Genomic DNA, 14,683 nt, shown 5'->3' on the forward strand with positions numbered 1-14,683 from the left:
CGGTGCGTTCGGTGTCCGCTGGTTGATCAGCCTTAATGTGTTGTGCGGCCAGGTATAGATGCGGAAAGCGAGCGTGCTACGTCGGTCAGAGGTGCTCGCCCGAAGGCGAGTTCCAGTATGTGGCTTGCCCAGAGAACAAGTGCATCGGCGTGACGGCCGCCAACGATCTGTATTCCGACCGGTAGACCGTCTGAAGTGGTGCCCGTGTAGACGCTCGCAGCGGGAAGACCGAGCTGGTTGCACCAGGCAGTGAAATGGGGAAACAGCTGGTCGCTGGCGGGGCGTTCCACAAGTGGCATGGCCACTCGGGGATACACCGGGCAGATGACAAGATCGTACCGCTCGAAGAACACGTTGACGGCGGCTCCGATCTCCCCTCTCTCGATGAGTGCGCCAAGCAGCGCCTGGCGCGATATTGTCGCGCCTGCTTCAGAGTAGGCCTGCAATGACGGATCGAGCGCCGCGCCGGCGTCAGCCATGCCTTCGGTGAGCTGGCGACAGCAGGCCGGCCAAATGGTCGCGTGGATCGAGTTACAGCGAGCGATACCCGGCGGATCTTCCAGCTGTACCTTGGCGCCAAGGTCACGGAAGGTGTCAGCCGTACGCATGACCGCATCGTGGACGGCGGTTTCGGGCGTGACAGCAAGGCCCAGGGACGCACTGGACGCTATGCGGACACCGCCCGGTGTTGGCTTGCACTTGAGACCAAGTTCATAGTCGCTGGCGTCGAACGGCAAGGCGTACCAGTCGCGGCTGTCAGGCCGACTGATAACGGTCAGGACGCGTGCGGCATCAGCCACGCAGCGGGTCATGGGGCCAACGTGGCTCAACAGCCCGAACGGCCCGCGTGGCGCATGCGGAACTCGGCCGAAGCTCGGCTTGAAACCAAACGTACCAGTGAACGCGGCTGGAATCCGGATCGATCCACCGCCGTCGGTGCCGATCGCTGCAGGCGCCATGCCAAGTGCGACTGCGGCGGCGGCTCCGCCGCTGCTGCCGCCTGGGGTACGGTCGGTATCCCACGGATTGCGCGTGACTCCCGTAAGCGGGCTATCGGTGACGATCTTGTGTGCGAAATCAGGCAGGGTGGTCTTAGCGAAGCAGATCGCACCGGACTCGCGAAGCCGGGCCACACAGGGGCTGTCGTGGGGCGCTGGCGATTCGTCCGTGACGCGTGAGCCGTATCGTGTAGCGAGTCCGGCGACCGCGATGTTGTCCTTGACGCTAATTGGCACCCCGTCGAGAGGGCCAAGAGGGCGCTTGCGTTGCCATCGTGTTTCCGACGCGCGAGCCATGTCGAGTGCGTCCGGAGCCATCTGGCAGAAGGCATTCACGGCGGGGTCGAGCCGCTCGATCCGTTGAAGCACGGCGGCCATGACTTCGACTGGCGAGGCACTGCCGTTGCGATAAAGCTCCTGCAGTTCCTGTGCAGTGAGTTCACAGAGATCGCCCTGCATGTCACCTCCTTTTTAATTATAACAAATATACAATATTGACGGTTATGGTCGATGTCAAGGGACGGCGATGGTTAATTAATCAGGGTAAACTCGCTGATTATGTGGGTTGACACCCTCATTTTGAGGGAATAATTTAATAGCAATAAATTGGAAGTGTGGCCGATCGAATGCGACTGGACAGTCACAGTGTGTCCGTGTGCCGTGACGGCAATTTGTCGTGTAAGTGTTCGCGCAGCGCGGGCCGCCTGCGATGAGCGATCGTCAGAGAGAGGCTGCCGCGTCCGGTACGGGAAAAGGGTGGGGGTTGCCGCAGATAGTCAGCGGACGCCGCCGCGGTCTTCGGCTGCCTTGAGCAACTGCGATAGCGGCACACCGAGCGCGTCAGCAATGTCAATCAACGCGTCGATTCCCGCGATCGTTTCTGCGCGCTCGATGAGTGAGATGGTGTTTGGGTGAACTTTCGCGCGTAGTGCCAGACCGGCCTGCGTTAGCTTCTTCAGCTTGCGGCGTGCGCGGATCTCCTTCCCAACCGCCTTGATCAGTGCTTCCTTGGTCATGCGTACTCGATTGAACTGGGCGAATCGAGTATCGGGGAGCGAACAACCATAAATTCACAATAAATTGTGTAAACGGAGTTTTGTTGACCTAAAATTCACAATATTTTGTGTAAACGGGAGCGTGCACTCCGGCGATAGCGTCGGTGGGCAGCCGGCTCGCGTTCTCTTTTTCAGCGGGCTACCGGCAGACGGATGCTGGTCAGGATCCGTCTGGTATGCGAGGGAAATATGATAGGAATACTTAATGTTGCAAGTTACGCGTGCGTTCTCGCGATGATTGCGCTTGGTCTGGCCGTGGTGTTCGGCATGATGGACATCGTGAACCTTGCACATGCCGAGTGGGTCACGATTGGCGCATACGCGCTGGCGGTCGCGCAGGCGGTTGGCGGGAAGCAGGCCTTCTGGCTTGCCTTACTGGTGGCGCCGGCTGTGGGAGCGCTCCTCGGATGGTGCCTTGAGCGCTTCATCATCCGGTTGCTCTACGACCGGCCACTGGACACCCTTCTCGCGACTTACGCCGTCAGCCTGATCCTGCAGAAGGCACTGGAACTTATCTTCGGCACGCAGCCGATGCTGGTGTACGCGCCGTTCGGCGGAGCGGTTCCAGTCCCCGGGGGGAGCTATCCGGCCTACCGGATCTTTGTGATCGCTGTTGCGCTCATCGTAACAGCAGGGTGCTGGCTGCTGTTCGCCCGTACGCGCTTTGGTATGCAGTTGCGTGCCGTGATCCAGCATCCGGTGATGGCTGAGGCCACCGGCATCGACACCCGGCGCCTGAATCGTATTGCCTTCTGCGGCGGTGCGGCGCTTGCTTCGCTTGCCGGCGTACTGGTTGCGCCCATGGTTTCGGTGGAGTCGCATCTGGGCGTCTCCTATCTCGCCAAGGCGTTCTTCGTGATCGTGCTGGGCGGCATCGGCTCGATTGCGGGCAGCATCCTGGGCAGCGCAGTTATCGGTACGGCCGAGACGTTACTGAGCTATCGCGTCGATCCCTCTCTCGCTTCAGCGGTGGTGCTGGTCCTCTCCATTGTGGTGATCCGGTTCAGACCGCAAGGGCTGATTCCAGGATTCAGCGCGGCTCATCAGCTTCTCGGTAAAGGATAAAGCGTATGTCTGGAAAACACGCAGGCTGTCTGCGGCTCTGGCTCTCACAGCCCGCCCTCGGCCCCAGGGATGTTTCGCCGCTGTTGATGTGGAGCGTGGCAATGGCAGCCGTGGCAATCGTGCCTTTTTTTGCCGGACCCTGGCTGCTGTCGACGGTGCGCGATGCGCTGGTCATGGGGATCCTCGCGTTGAGCTATGACCTGCTCTGGGGGCGGGCCGGGGTGCTCACGCTCGGGCACACGACGTTCCTGGGTCTCGGCGCTTACGGATTTGCCATCACGACCGTTCAGTTCGGACAGGCGTCCGTGACCGGGTTGGCGGTGGGTATGTTCTGCGCTGTGGCAGTCGCCGCGGTGATTGGGTATTTTCTGCTCTTTGCGGGGGTGAGGCTTCACTTCTTCGCCATCATCAGCCTGGCCGTGCTGATCGTCGCGCAGCAGCTCGCCGTCAGCTGGCAGTCGATTACCGGAGGCGACACGGGCATCCTGGGCATCCCGGGACTGTCATTCAACGTGGGCAGCCACACGTTCGACATGAGCGGTCCTCGCGCCTCCTGGTACACGGTAGCCGTTGTACTGCTTGCCGCGACTGGCCTGATATGGCTCGTGTGCCGCAGCCGCTACGGCAAGGTGCTTGATGCGATCTCGAGCAACGAGTGGCGCGCAAAAGCGTGTGGCTATCACACGTCGTTTCACCTGCTGCTCGTCTTCGTCGCCTCGGCGGCGCTTGCCGCAATTGCGGGCGCGCTGATGGCTGCTTCCTCGGGGGTGGTGGCCCCGGACGTGTTCTCGCCGCTCCTTGCGACCGAAGTGATCCTCTGGGTGGCCATCGGCGGCAGGGGAAGAATTGGTGGTCCTGTCGTCGCCGCGGTCGTTCTGACGCTGCTCAGGCAAACCGTCTCCAGCTACAGCACGGACGGCTGGCCCCTGATCCTCGGCGGTCTGTTTCTCGCATGTGTCCTGTTCATGCCGAACGGACTGCGACTCCATGAACTGGTGGAGGCCGCGCGTCGGGCCGGTCGAGCGGTATGGGGCAGGTCGCCGGTTCGCCGCGCCGGACACGCACAGGAGGAACGGTAATGGACGGCCAGTTTCTGCAGGGCACCAACCTGTCGCGCGCATTCGGTGGAATCAACGCCGTGGCGGGCGTCGACATCACCATCGCGCGACGCGACCTGCTGTGCGTGATCGGTCCGAACGGGGCGGGCAAGAGCACGCTCGTTGGCCTGCTGTCGGGCGCGATCGCCCCCGGTTCCGGCGAGCTGATTCTCGATGGCGAACGGATGACCGGTCGCCCGATGCACGCGTTCTGCCGGCGCGGCGTGGTGCGCAAGTTCCAGGGGACCAACACCTTCCTCACGATGACCGTGCGCGACAATCTGGTGGTGGCCGGTCTTGGCGTCGCGGCTTACCGGACTACGCCGATGCCGGATCCCGACGCGGTTCTGGAGGAGGTGGGTCTGGCGGGGCAGGCGAGCGAAGTCGCCTCGCATCTGCCGCATGGTGAGCGCCAGTGGCTTGAGATCGGCATGGCCGTCATGTGCCAGCCCGCATTGCTGCTTCTCGACGAACCCGCAGCCGGCCTCTCTGCGAAGGACGCACAGCGGCTGGTGCAGCTTATTCATCGGTTGCGTGAACAATGCGCAGTGCTCGCCATCGAACACGACCTCGGCTTCGTGCAGTCCCTCGCATGCGAGACGTGGGTGATGCACCGGGGAGAGGTGGTTCGACGGGGGTCGTATGCGGAAATCGCGGACGACGAGGAGATCCGCCGCATCTATCTGGGGCGGGGGGCGACACATGCTGCGCATTGAAAATCTGTGCGCCGGATACGGCGACGTGGATGTGGTTCACAACCTCACGCTGGACGTGCTGCCGAACGAGGTGGTCGGTGTGCTCGGCTGCAACGGTGCCGGCAAGACCACGCTGGTGAAGGCAGTCATGGGGCTGCTGCCGCGTGTGAGTGGAGAGATCGCTTTCCTGGGCCAGCCGTTGAAGGGCCTGCGCACGCACGAGATCGCACGCCGGGGTATCGGGCTGGTGCCGCAGGGGCGCTGGATCTTTCCGAAACTGACCGTGCGCGAGAACCTGCTGATGGGCACGCAGGCCGCCGGTGGGGCGGACATTCTCGACGAGGTATTCGACTACTTTCCGGTGCTCAGGACGCGTCTGTCGCAGCAGGGCGGCACGCTCTCGGGCGGCGAGCAGCAGGTCCTCGCCATCGCACGCGCCCTGTGCGGACGGCCAAAACTGCTCCTGCTGGATGAGCCGTCCGACGGCGTGCAGCCCAATCTGGTCGAGCGTATCGGCGAGGTGATTCCCGAGCTCTGCCGTCGCTCGAAGCTGGCGGTGCTCCTGGTCGAACAGAACCTCGATCTCGTCCTTCAGAGCGCGCGGCGCTGCATCGTGCTCAGCAACGGGCGGCTCGTGCATGCCGGTGCCGTTGGGCCGCGACACAGCGGGACGGGCGAACACCCGCTCGCGCGCTATCTCTCTCCGGTCGCCGAGGCCGCGCCGGACTTCCGCCCTGAAAACATCCAGTGAAATCCAGTGATACCTAGTGAGAAAAAGCATGAACCGACGTGAATTTTCCCGAACCGTGCTGCTTGGCGCAGCGGCATCCCTCGCCACATCGGCTGTCCCGCCGCTCGCACGTGGTGCCGAGCCGTTGAAGATCGGCCTGCTCGCGCCACTCAGCGGTCCCCTGACGCGTGTGGGACAGACCAACCGTAACTGTGCGGCGCTAGCGGTGGACGAGATCAATGCGGCGGGTGGGCTGCTTGGCCGACCGTTGCAACTGAGCGTCGAGGACACGCAGATGTCGACGGCCGTGACGCTGGAGAAGGCGCGGCAGCTTTTCATGCGTGACGACGTGGCGATGATCACGGGCATGGTGCTGCCATCCGAGCGCGAGGCGGCCCTTCAGGCGGCGAGGGCAGCGCGAAAGCTCATCGTCTATCCGAACTTCGACGAGGGGCGGTGCGACCCGCAACTGCTCACAACAGGGCTCGCTGCGAGCCAGCGGATCGAGCCACTCATTGCGTGGCTCATGCAGGGCGGTGGACAGTCCGTCTGCGCAGTCGTCTCGGACATCGGCAGCAACCGGAAGGTGCTGATCCCGCAGCTGCAGGCTGCGGTGGCCCGCCATGGCGGGAAGTTCCTCGGCGTCTACTGGCTGCCATTCGGCACACGCGACTACGGTGCCGTCCTGCAACAGGTCGCCAGTGCCAGGCCGCAGATCGTGTGGCACAGCATCGGGGACGACCCGGTGACGTTCGTGAAGCAGTACCGGTCGTTCGCGATGAAACCGCAGCTGGCGACCGATATCGCGCACGAATCCCTCTCGATCGCAACCACAGGTGCATCGACCGGAACGATAGGCGTGTCGTCGTACTTCATGAGCATCGACAGCCCGGAAAACCAGGCGTTCCTCACGCGCTATACAGCCCGTTACGCCGACGCACGCGACCCCCGCCTCGGCCGCTATGCCGTGGTGCTCCCGCACGGCGAGAACACCTACGCGGGCATTCGTCTTTTCGCCGAAGCCGTCCGGTCGGCGGGAAGTGTCGACGCCGGGCGCGTGAGGGCTGCATTGCCCGCCGTGTCCGTTGCGCTGCCGCGTGGCAAAACCGGTGTGAGTCACGACGGGGGCCATGTGCTTTGCCAGACACGGATCGGCCAGGCGCTTGCCGATAACAGCTTTTCGATCCTGGAATCCACCGGCCCCGTTACACCGGGCTGTGAAGGATAGACGTGCCCTCCTCACGCTTTGGAATGTTGTGTATCAATAGATAAGGACTACAGAATGAGCGAAATTCTCACGCTGAATGCAGCTCAGCTGGTTACCGGCTTCCGGCAGCGCAGCCTCTCGCCTGTGGAGGTCATGTGCGCGGTACTGGACAGGGTCACGAAGCTCGATCCGGTAGTCAACGCCTTCTGCGCCCTCGACGAGGAAGGGGCGATGTCGGCGGCCGGCGAAGCCGAGCGCCGGTGGATGCGCGGCGAGCCGTGTGGTCCGCTCGATGGCGTACCGGTTTCGGTCAAGGATCTCGTCGCCGTGGCCGGTCTTCCGACACGGCATGGATCATGGACCGCTTCGCCGGACCGTGAAAACGCCGATGCACCGGCCGTCGCACGGCTGCGGCGCGCGGGTGCCATACCGTTCGGCAAGACCACGACTTCCGAGTTCGGCAACAAGATCGTCACTGACTGCCCGTTGACAGGCGCGACGCGTAATCCGTGGGATACGGGGCTCTCGCCGGGAGGCAGCAGCGGCGGATCGGCGGTCGCGGTTGCGCTGGGCATGGGTCCGCTATCGCTTGCGACCGATGGGGGCGGGTCCATCCGGATTCCGGCCGGCTGGAGCGGTGTGGTTGGTTTCAAGCCTACGTTCGCGCTGGTGCCGGCGGGCAATGCGGTGTCGTGGACCGCACTGTCTACGCTCGGCCAGATCGCGCGAACCGTGCGCGATGCAGCTTTGATGCTTGATGCGATGACCTGCGCGAATGGCAACCGGCCTCCTGGAGCGGGGAGTCCATCCGGCTATTCCTGCGCGCTGGACGACGGCGTCGCGGGTCTGCGGGTCGCCTGGTGTCCCGCCCCGGACAGTGTGTCGGTGGCGCCGGACATCGCGGAGTGTGTCGGGAGGGCAGTGGACACATTTGGCGCAATCGGCGCGACGGTCATCCAGACCGATGTCGCGCCGATTGCGGACCACTACGGCAATGGCCGCATGCATTCGGTCCAGTGGTCCGTGTTCTTCGCGCAGCGCGTGCGGCATATGGAGGCAGCCGACAGGTCACTGCTTGATCCTGAGCTGACGGCACTTTCGGATGCAGGGGCACGGATCGACACCGCGACATTCGTTGATGCACTGCTTGCCCGTCACGCACTCGGCGCATCGATGGAAACCTTCTTCGAGCGTTATGACCTGCTCCTCACGCCGACGTTTCATTGCGGACCGCCTCCGGTTCCCGGCCTGCCCGCCCATCTGCGTCAGGCGCCCGTTCTGACAGCGTGGTGCAACCAGGCTGGCGTGCCTGCGATATCCGTGCCGTGCGGATTCGCCGGGGATCTGCCTGTCGGCCTGCAGATTATCGGGCGTCGGGGCAGCGATGCCCTGGTCCTGCGGGCAGCGCGTGCGTACGAACTGGCGAGGGGGGAGTTTCCGGCACCGGGCCTGGAATTGCAGCTACCGGGCGATACGGAGATCGTGCCATGAACGTCCAGATCACGCGGATCGTGCTCCATCTCGTTGAACGGTGCGCGGAGCTCGGCACGCCAGTGACTCCACCGCACCGCCAGATAGTGGCCGCTGCGGTACTTAAGACGACCGACCAGGATGCCGCCTGCGAGCTTGAGGCGCTATATGCGGCGGGCGCCGAACTTGGCCAGCTGCTCACCGGACGGGCGCTGCTTGCGCTCGGTTGTGCGGGGCAAGACATCCAGGGTTACGGGAAGGCCGCGCTTGCTGGCACAGGCGTACCGCTCGAATGGGGAGCGGCGGTGCTGCATCCACGACTCGGCAAGTCGGTGCGCGTCTGCCTGCCTGGCGCCTCCTCGATCATGCCCTCCGTCACGAAGCGCGGGTCGGCGGGTGCGTGCGTCGATATTCCCCTGCACAGCGTCACGGACATGTGGAGCTTCGACCACTTCGACACGGTATCGCTCTGCGTCCCCGACTCACCGGCACCGGACGAACTGCTGATCGCCATTGCACTGGCCGAGCGCGGAAGGCCGCTCGCACGCGTCAGGCCGGGGTGACGCACGGCGACAGACCGTGCCGTCAGGCGGGCGAGAGCGTCAAGAGAACACTCACAAGCGATGAAGGAGAAAAACATGTGCAGGGATGTGCGGGGAACATGGAACAAGGCGCTGGCAGCGCTGTCGTTGTGCGTCACAGTGGGCGTGGCACACGCCCAGTCGTCGGTTTCACTCTACGGGCTGGCCGATGCATTTGCCGGGGTGGTGCGTACACCCGGCTCGGCGGGCAACGCCTGGCAGGTGGGGTCGGGCGGGCTCTCGACATCGTATTGGGGCATGTCGGGCGCCGAGGATCTGGGCAGTGGCATGAAGGCGATCTTCACGCTCGAGAGCTTCTACCGGATCAACGGCGGTCAGTCAGGCGCGTTCAACGGGCAGTCATTCTTTGGCCGCAGGGCGTTCGTTGGTTTGAGCGGGCAATCTGGTCAACTGACGCTGGGGCGTAACGATTCACTGCTGTTCGTCTCCACACTGCTTTTCAACCCGTTCGGCAACTCGTTCGTTTTCTCCCCCATGGTGGTCCACACGTTTCTGGGTTCTGCGATGGGCGCTGCGTCGGTGCAAAGCGATACGGCGATTGACGACTCGATCGTCTACCAGTCGCCGGAGGTGGGCGGTCTGACAGGAAGTGTGCTGTACAGCAATGCAGGCATTGCGGGCCACGCCGGGCAGGCGAATTACAGTGCGAACGTGCTGTACTTCGCGGGGCCGTTCTCGGCGACTGCCGCAGTTCAGAGTCTTCACACCGCTTCGCTTTTCCTGAACGGCGCCACGGAGCAGACGGCGTGGCTGGCCGGAGCGGCATATCGCCTGCAGGCGGTCAAGCTTTATCTGCAGTACGAACGGGTGACCAACAACAACGAGCTCACCGACGATACCGTTCAGGTGGGGGCGAGCGCCCGGGTCGGCACGGGCAGCATACTGGTGTCCTGGGCGGGGACGCTCCGGCGGCCTGCACAGGGCGCCGATATCCGCTGGTCGACCGTGGTGCTCGGATACGACTACCCGCTGTCGAAGCGCACGGACGTCTACGCCGCATGGCGGTACGACACGATGACCAGCGTGTCGTCCGGCAATAGCGTGGGTGCGGGCATCAGGATGAAGTTCTAGTCGACCCTGTCCAGCATGCCTGGATGCCCGGAAAACCGGTGACGAAACTGGCAGGTCGGCGCATCGGAATCCCTCCACAATGCGGCGGATGACGCCTCGGATCCCGGCGGCGCGTGTTGCAACGCGTCGCACTCAAGCCGCGAGGGCAGTCGGAGCGTGACGAAAAATCTCTGGAGCGCATGCCGCGCAGCGAAGCTTGGGAAACCAGGGCGCGCGGTCGCTGGCGATTTCCTCTGAGGCGCGGTTGAATCGCTTCGGACGAGCGCGCTCCAGCGGCTCTGCAGGACCGCAACGCCTGCATGCCTGTAACCGTATCCCGGGTTCCAGGCCGATGTACTCAGTTGCCTGCTGGCGGAACAATGCCTCGGGCGTCGTTGTCCTCGTTGTTGTGTCCGGGCACACACCCGATCAGGCCAAACATGGCCTGGAATTCGTACCCGCAGTTTTCGCACACATACTCCTGGTAGATCGTATACGCGCCTACAGCACACGCTCCCATCGTCACGGTCAGCGCGTCGCATGCCGGGCAGCGCACGGCACCATCCTCAACGGTACGCTTTTGCCATTCATCGGAAGACAGCACGAACGTTGCTCCTGGTTGATGCGAGGGGTACGACCTTTGCTGGACTACCGCTGTATGTCCGGTGTTGACAATTCTACGCTCCGCATTCGTGAGATTGACCGCGATAATCACCGCCGTCGATAGCTGATACGTTACGCGTCGCCCACACGTCGTTCGCCACGCCCGACGGGAGCTTCCCGTCGATAAGACGGGTTTGGAAGCCGGACGCGACTGCTGCTTGAATGCCCCCATGTACCGGCAACCCGAGGCCGGCATCTTTTCTGGGGGAAGGCCATGTCAACTGCGAACAGTGAGGCGCACAGGATCCTGCGCCGCCGTCAGGTCGAAGAGATAACGGGGCTGTCACGTTCAACGATTTACCGGCGTATGCAGGCCGGAACATTTCCCCCGGCCGTGCCACTGGGTGGTCGCCTGGTGGGATGGCGCGCGGCGGACATTGAAAGGTTTCTGGAAAATCCCGCGCGTTACCGGGCGCCTGTGCCAGCGCGCGACGACGAAATGGCACATGCGTCAGGGCGCGCGCCATGAGTCGCGATCCCGCTTCGGCACCTCCGCGCCGGCGGCTGGAGAACTGGGGTAACGCATCGCGCGGCGCCTACGATCCGGTCGATGCGGCGCGGATCACGAAAGCATGGCGGACCCTGCATCCCCGGCATCGCGACCTGCTGCGCATGGTCTATCTCTGGCATGCGCCTCGGGAGGTAGTCTGCCGTCGGCTGCGTATACCGCGGCGCCCGGTCCAATGCTTTGAGTCCGAACTTGCCGCTGCACGGGCGGCGCTCGCACGGGTCCTGGATGGCGGGACCCAGGATTACCCAGGATCGTGAAGGCGGCTGATCGACCGGGACGGAGACAGATAGGGGGCCCATCGCCGAGCCAGCTCGTGCTGGTGCGCAGCTGGCATGTTGTGTTGGCGAGCGACGCCGCTGTAGCAGGGGACGTCAGGGTGAAGGTCTGGACGTGAAATTTTTTCGAGAACCCGTGGGAACACCTGGGAACACGTGGGTAAATGGAAGGACGGCGCTGTGCCTGAGGTCACTTGCAATGGGCGGCCCACTCGCCTAGATTGAAACCAACAATCTGATCCGGTCAACGTGCCACGCACGACCGAGTACGCGTTAGCGGCCCCGCAGTTCGATGTTTGTGCGACGACGTGGTGTGCCGTGACGCATTCGAAAAAAGCCTGCATCTGCAGGCTTTTGTGCTTTCTGGCGCTGATGCAATGATCCCCCGTTGGGCCCGCGGCCAGCCTCCCTGGCGCCGCGGGTTCCTTTTTCTTCGCAGGTTCATCGACCGCGGGCGCGGCTGAGGACGATGAACCATGAAATCGCTTGTGATCATTTCGGCAAAGGGTAATTCGGGCAGGACGCTGCTGACCTGCCTGCTTGCCCGTCACCTGCGCCGCATCAACCACTGGCGCGTGCTCGTGCTGGACCTGGCTGAGCCACCGCGCTGCGCACAGATGCTCGCCAGCCACGGACATGACACGACAGGCTCCGGCAACAGCGTGCCGGGTCTGCCGGAGCGCGCCCAACCCGTAACGGCTGGGCGCCTTCGCGTCCTCAGCGCCGACGCCGTCGACGGTCTGCGTTCGAGTGATGATCCCGCACGTACCCGCTATTACGCGAATCTCCGTCACCTGCTGTCTGCCGTGGGGCCATGGTTCGATGTGTGCCTGATCGATGCGCCGATCCTGCCGGACCTGCGTGCTGTCTGTGCGGAGGCGCTGGCGGATGCGGTGCTGAGCCCTCTCGCGATGTCACCGGAATGTGTCGAATGCGCGTCCGCGGTCATCAACGGCACATACGGAATCCGCAATGTCCGCGCGCGACTGAATCCGGCATTGCGCTTTGCCGGGCTTCTGCCGGTTGTCGATGTCCCTTCGCCGATGGAAGAGGCGTGGGTGAAGATGATGGAAACGACGCTGCGTGAATGGCTGATCGTGGACCAGGCCTTTCCCTACGGATACGCCTGGCTGCCTCGTCTGGGGTCCGTCGGGCGCATTAAAAAACGCCCGGTGCCGCACGGCCGGGCCGCCGCGCAGGACGTCCGGGTAGCCGAAGCGTCGCGGACGGTGACCGCCTGTCTGAATGTGCTCACACGGCGGCTTGATGCTATCGGGAACGATGCGGTGCACGCCCGTCGCGATGCGGAGGTGTGCGATGCATGACGGCGCCATCTCATTCGACGTTGCGGTCCCTGGTCGCGCGCAGCTGCGGGCGTTGCGCCGTTGGTCGACCGTCATCGCTGCGTTCGTCGGTGCATCAATCATGGCGCCTGGCACTGCCCGTGCCGGCGACTGGGGCTGCCAGGTGATCCTGTGCCTGTCCAATCCCGGTGGTCCCGAACAGTACGGTGAGTGCGTCCCGCCAATCGGGAGACTGTGGGCGGCCTTGCGCCACGGCGATCCTTTTCCGGCCTGCGACTTCGGCGCAGGCGGCTCACAGGGAACGTCGGCGGTGAACATCTTTGCGAGTGCCAGTTACTGCCGCGAGGATCTGCTGTACTGGGGTGGCCCCGAGCAGAGCGAGCTGCTGTGCAATGCGCGTGGGGCGATCAACGTCGAGATCAGCAGCGCACTGTACACGCGGGTCTGGTGGGATGCGAGAGGTGCGGACCGCACGATCACGGAGTTCTACGGGGCTGGCGGTACGGCGGTTCCGCATGAGCCGACCCAGTCGGCGCGCCTCTTTCTCGAGCGGGAGTACGAAAGCTCGGGCGGCCACGGAGGTGGCGAATGATTCCGCTCGCCGCATTTCTCGCCCTGACACAGCAGTGCGCGCCGGCCGTGGCGCCCGCCACGATGGCAGCCATCGTGCGGATCGAGTCAGGCTTTAACCCGTACGCGATCGGCGTGGTACGCGGCCGCCTCGAGCGGCAGCCCGCGAACCTCGATGAGGCCGTCGCGACCACACGCGCACTGGAGAGCGGCGGATGGAATTACAGCGCAGGACTCGCACAGGTGAACCACGCGAACTGGCTCCGGCTCGGGCTGACGCCGCAGGCCGCTTTCGATCCTTGCCGCAATCTCGCCGCCGGCGCGGCCATCCTCCAGGGCTGCTTCGAGCGCGCGAGGTTCAGGCATCCGGAAGCGCAGAGCGCATTGCGCGCCGGGCTGTCGTGCTACGCGAGCGGCGACTTTTCCACGGGTTTTCGTACGGGCTACGTGCAACGGGTCGTCGCTGACGCCGCGCGCCCGGATCCTGTGGTTTCTCCCATTACCACCGACATTCCACCCATTCGCGTCATTCCGTCCGGTCCGCAGGGCGCACGTTCCGGTGCCTTGCGCATCCACGATGGAACTCCTTCGACCACGGACGGCAGGCGAAATCGCCCGATCGGTGTACCCGGTGACATGACGCAGGAAAGTGCCGTCGTCTTCTGACGGAGCAGAACCGATATGTGTAACAGGAGCATTCCATGAAATCAGGACTACAGATGAAATGGATAGCGATCCGGTTGGCGTTGTGGTTTCTCGCGTCGGTGCTAACCGGTCGCAACGGGCTCGGGATTGCCGCTCTGTTGACGGTGACGGTGACGCCGGCATACGCGCAGCTCTCGCAGGTCAACACGCTGCTCACGACGATCCAGACCACGCTGCTCAGCGTGGGCGCGGTGGTGTGCTCGATCTCGATCATCTGGGCGGGCTTCAAGATGATGTTCCAGCACGCGCGCTTCGGCGACATTGCCAACGTGTTCATCGGCGGCCTGTTCGTGGGCTGCGCCACGGTGATCGCAGCGATGCTGATTCCGACGAGCTGATGCGGCAGGCGCACATGAATCCGCTCATGAATCCACTGAGGGATCCCGTCTTCAAGGGCTGCACGCGACCCGCGATGCTCTGGGGCGTGCCACTTGTGCCGTTCCTGATGGTAGGCGGCAGCATCCTGATTCCCGCGATCTGGGCGCTGCTCGCGAGTCCTCCGGTGGGTGTCGGCATCGTGCTGCTCCTCATCCCCGTCTTCGTCACGATGCGCTCGGTCACGCGCCACGACGACCAGCGCCTGGCGCAGTTCGCATTGTGCGTTCGTATGGTAGTTCGCCAGCGCAACCGTCGTTTCTGGGGCGCACACGCCTACGTGCCGGTCCGCATCAAGAGGAGAGGCTGAG

Annotated in this window: 17 protein-coding genes; 14 read left to right on the top strand and 3 right to left on the bottom strand. The window is 63.8% G+C overall.

The features are described 5' to 3' along the window. Positions 1-32: 32 nt before the first annotated feature. Both PQQ53_RS30220 and PQQ53_RS30225 read right to left on the bottom strand, forming a co-directional pair. Positions 33-1,457 carry an amidase family protein gene (locus tag PQQ53_RS30220; protein ID WP_408147973.1) on the bottom strand — a complete coding sequence of 475 codons (1,425 nt, stop codon included), beginning with the start codon at positions 1,455-1,457 and terminating at the stop codon, positions 33-35. A gap of 317 nt (positions 1,458-1,774) precedes the next feature. Continuing rightward, positions 1,775-2,014: a helix-turn-helix domain-containing protein gene (locus PQQ53_RS30225; protein ID WP_347143642.1), complete on the bottom strand. Its 240-nt coding sequence runs from the start codon at positions 2,012-2,014 to the stop codon at positions 1,775-1,777. A 228-nt stretch (positions 2,015-2,242) separates the two neighbouring features. Here PQQ53_RS30225 and PQQ53_RS30230 point away from each other — a divergent pair, with 228 nt between their 5' ends. From PQQ53_RS30230 to PQQ53_RS30265, 8 genes are all read left to right on the top strand, one after another. Continuing rightward, positions 2,243-3,118, top strand: a complete 876-nt coding sequence (locus PQQ53_RS30230; protein ID WP_408328289.1) for a branched-chain amino acid ABC transporter permease — start codon at positions 2,243-2,245, stop codon at positions 3,116-3,118. A gap of 5 nt (positions 3,119-3,123) precedes the next feature. Next, positions 3,124-4,197 (top strand): branched-chain amino acid ABC transporter permease, encoded by a 1,074-nt coding sequence (locus PQQ53_RS30235; RefSeq protein WP_408147975.1) that lies wholly within the window; start codon positions 3,124-3,126, stop codon positions 4,195-4,197. Next, positions 4,197-4,931: an ABC transporter ATP-binding protein gene (locus PQQ53_RS30240; RefSeq protein ID WP_408328292.1), complete on the top strand. Its 735-nt coding sequence runs from the start codon at positions 4,197-4,199 to the stop codon at positions 4,929-4,931. The genes PQQ53_RS30235 and PQQ53_RS30240 overlap by 1 nt, the downstream gene beginning before the upstream one ends. Next, entirely contained in the window at positions 4,918-5,661 is a 744-nt protein-coding gene (locus tag PQQ53_RS30245; protein ID WP_408328295.1) for an ABC transporter ATP-binding protein, read from the top strand. The genes PQQ53_RS30240 and PQQ53_RS30245 overlap by 14 nt, the downstream gene beginning before the upstream one ends. A 28-nt stretch (positions 5,662-5,689) precedes the next feature. Further along, positions 5,690-6,868 (top strand): ABC transporter substrate-binding protein, encoded by a 1,179-nt coding sequence (locus tag PQQ53_RS30250; protein ID WP_408147981.1) that lies wholly within the window; start codon positions 5,690-5,692, stop codon positions 6,866-6,868. 54 nt (positions 6,869-6,922) lie between these two features. After that, positions 6,923-8,338, top strand: coding sequence for an amidase family protein (locus tag PQQ53_RS30255; RefSeq protein WP_408328298.1), 1,416 nt, complete (start codon positions 6,923-6,925; stop codon positions 8,336-8,338). Then, positions 8,335-8,880, top strand: coding sequence for an amino acid synthesis family protein (locus PQQ53_RS30260; protein WP_408147985.1), 546 nt, complete (start codon positions 8,335-8,337; stop codon positions 8,878-8,880). Before PQQ53_RS30255 ends, PQQ53_RS30260 begins: the two co-directional genes overlap by 4 nt. Before the next feature lie 75 nt (positions 8,881-8,955). Beyond that, positions 8,956-9,990 carry a porin gene (locus PQQ53_RS30265; RefSeq protein WP_408148025.1) on the top strand — a complete coding sequence of 345 codons (1,035 nt, stop codon included), beginning with the start codon at positions 8,956-8,958 and terminating at the stop codon, positions 9,988-9,990. 337 nt (positions 9,991-10,327) lie between these two features. Here the strand turns inward: PQQ53_RS30265 and PQQ53_RS30270 are convergent, their stop codons facing one another. Further along, a complete protein-coding gene (locus tag PQQ53_RS30270) occupies positions 10,328-10,573 on the bottom strand; it encodes a hypothetical protein (protein ID WP_408147986.1) in 246 nt (81 codons plus the stop codon). Between the two features lie 273 nt (positions 10,574-10,846). Between PQQ53_RS30270 and PQQ53_RS30275 the strand changes: the two genes are divergently transcribed. The 6 genes from PQQ53_RS30275 to PQQ53_RS30300 all read left to right on the top strand — a co-directional run bounded on the left by PQQ53_RS30275 (position 10,847) and on the right by PQQ53_RS30300 (position 14,682). Beyond that, positions 10,847-11,101 (top strand): helix-turn-helix transcriptional regulator, encoded by a 255-nt coding sequence (locus PQQ53_RS30275; RefSeq protein ID WP_408147988.1) that lies wholly within the window; start codon positions 10,847-10,849, stop codon positions 11,099-11,101. Positions 11,102-11,894: 793 nt separating this feature from the next. Beyond that, on the top strand, positions 11,895-12,743 hold the full coding sequence (locus PQQ53_RS30280; RefSeq protein ID WP_408328301.1) for a ParA family protein: 849 nt from the start codon (positions 11,895-11,897) through the stop codon (positions 12,741-12,743). After that, the gene (locus tag PQQ53_RS30285; protein WP_408328304.1) at positions 12,736-13,314 is read left to right on the top strand and encodes a hypothetical protein; all 579 of its coding nucleotides are present in this window, start codon (positions 12,736-12,738) and stop codon (positions 13,312-13,314) included. The genes PQQ53_RS30280 and PQQ53_RS30285 overlap by 8 nt, the downstream gene beginning before the upstream one ends. Beyond that, positions 13,311-13,958 carry a lytic transglycosylase domain-containing protein gene (locus PQQ53_RS30290; protein ID WP_408147994.1) on the top strand — a complete coding sequence of 216 codons (648 nt, stop codon included), beginning with the start codon at positions 13,311-13,313 and terminating at the stop codon, positions 13,956-13,958. Before PQQ53_RS30285 ends, PQQ53_RS30290 begins: the two co-directional genes overlap by 4 nt. 35 nt (positions 13,959-13,993) lie before the next feature. Next, a complete protein-coding gene (locus PQQ53_RS30295; RefSeq protein ID WP_408328307.1) occupies positions 13,994-14,335 on the top strand; it encodes a TrbC/VirB2 family protein in 342 nt (113 codons plus the stop codon). 26 nt (positions 14,336-14,361) lie between these two features. Continuing rightward, positions 14,362-14,682 (top strand): VirB3 family type IV secretion system protein, encoded by a 321-nt coding sequence (locus PQQ53_RS30300; protein WP_408147998.1) that lies wholly within the window; start codon positions 14,362-14,364, stop codon positions 14,680-14,682. The last annotated feature ends 1 nt before the right edge of the window (position 14,683 follow it).

Origin of the sequence: Paraburkholderia strydomiana, assembly GCF_046030495.1 — a bacterium.
GTDB classification, from domain to species: Bacteria; Pseudomonadota; Gammaproteobacteria; order Burkholderiales; family Burkholderiaceae; genus Paraburkholderia; species Paraburkholderia strydomiana_A.

Coding starts and splice junctions, on each gene's coding strand:
- PQQ53_RS30220 (WP_408147973.1), bottom strand. CDS start 1,457: ATGCAGGGCGATCTCTGTGAACTCACTGCACAGGAACTGCAGGAGCTT.
- PQQ53_RS30225 (WP_347143642.1), bottom strand. CDS start 2,014: ATGACCAAGGAAGCACTGATCAAGGCGGTTGGGAAGGAGATCCGCGCA.
- PQQ53_RS30230 (WP_408328289.1), top strand. CDS start 2,243: ATGATAGGAATACTTAATGTTGCAAGTTACGCGTGCGTTCTCGCGATG.
- PQQ53_RS30235 (WP_408147975.1), top strand. CDS start 3,124: ATGTCTGGAAAACACGCAGGCTGTCTGCGGCTCTGGCTCTCACAGCCC.
- PQQ53_RS30240 (WP_408328292.1), top strand. CDS start 4,197: ATGGACGGCCAGTTTCTGCAGGGCACCAACCTGTCGCGCGCATTCGGT.
- PQQ53_RS30245 (WP_408328295.1), top strand. CDS start 4,918: ATGCTGCGCATTGAAAATCTGTGCGCCGGATACGGCGACGTGGATGTG.
- PQQ53_RS30250 (WP_408147981.1), top strand. CDS start 5,690: ATGAACCGACGTGAATTTTCCCGAACCGTGCTGCTTGGCGCAGCGGCA.
- PQQ53_RS30255 (WP_408328298.1), top strand. CDS start 6,923: ATGAGCGAAATTCTCACGCTGAATGCAGCTCAGCTGGTTACCGGCTTC.
- PQQ53_RS30260 (WP_408147985.1), top strand. CDS start 8,335: ATGAACGTCCAGATCACGCGGATCGTGCTCCATCTCGTTGAACGGTGC.
- PQQ53_RS30265 (WP_408148025.1), top strand. CDS start 8,956: ATGTGCAGGGATGTGCGGGGAACATGGAACAAGGCGCTGGCAGCGCTG.
- PQQ53_RS30275 (WP_408147988.1), top strand. CDS start 10,847: ATGTCAACTGCGAACAGTGAGGCGCACAGGATCCTGCGCCGCCGTCAG.
- PQQ53_RS30280 (WP_408328301.1), top strand. CDS start 11,895: ATGAAATCGCTTGTGATCATTTCGGCAAAGGGTAATTCGGGCAGGACG.
- PQQ53_RS30285 (WP_408328304.1), top strand. CDS start 12,736: ATGCATGACGGCGCCATCTCATTCGACGTTGCGGTCCCTGGTCGCGCG.
- PQQ53_RS30290 (WP_408147994.1), top strand. CDS start 13,311: ATGATTCCGCTCGCCGCATTTCTCGCCCTGACACAGCAGTGCGCGCCG.
- PQQ53_RS30295 (WP_408328307.1), top strand. CDS start 13,994: ATGAAATCAGGACTACAGATGAAATGGATAGCGATCCGGTTGGCGTTG.
- PQQ53_RS30300 (WP_408147998.1), top strand. CDS start 14,362: ATGAATCCACTGAGGGATCCCGTCTTCAAGGGCTGCACGCGACCCGCG.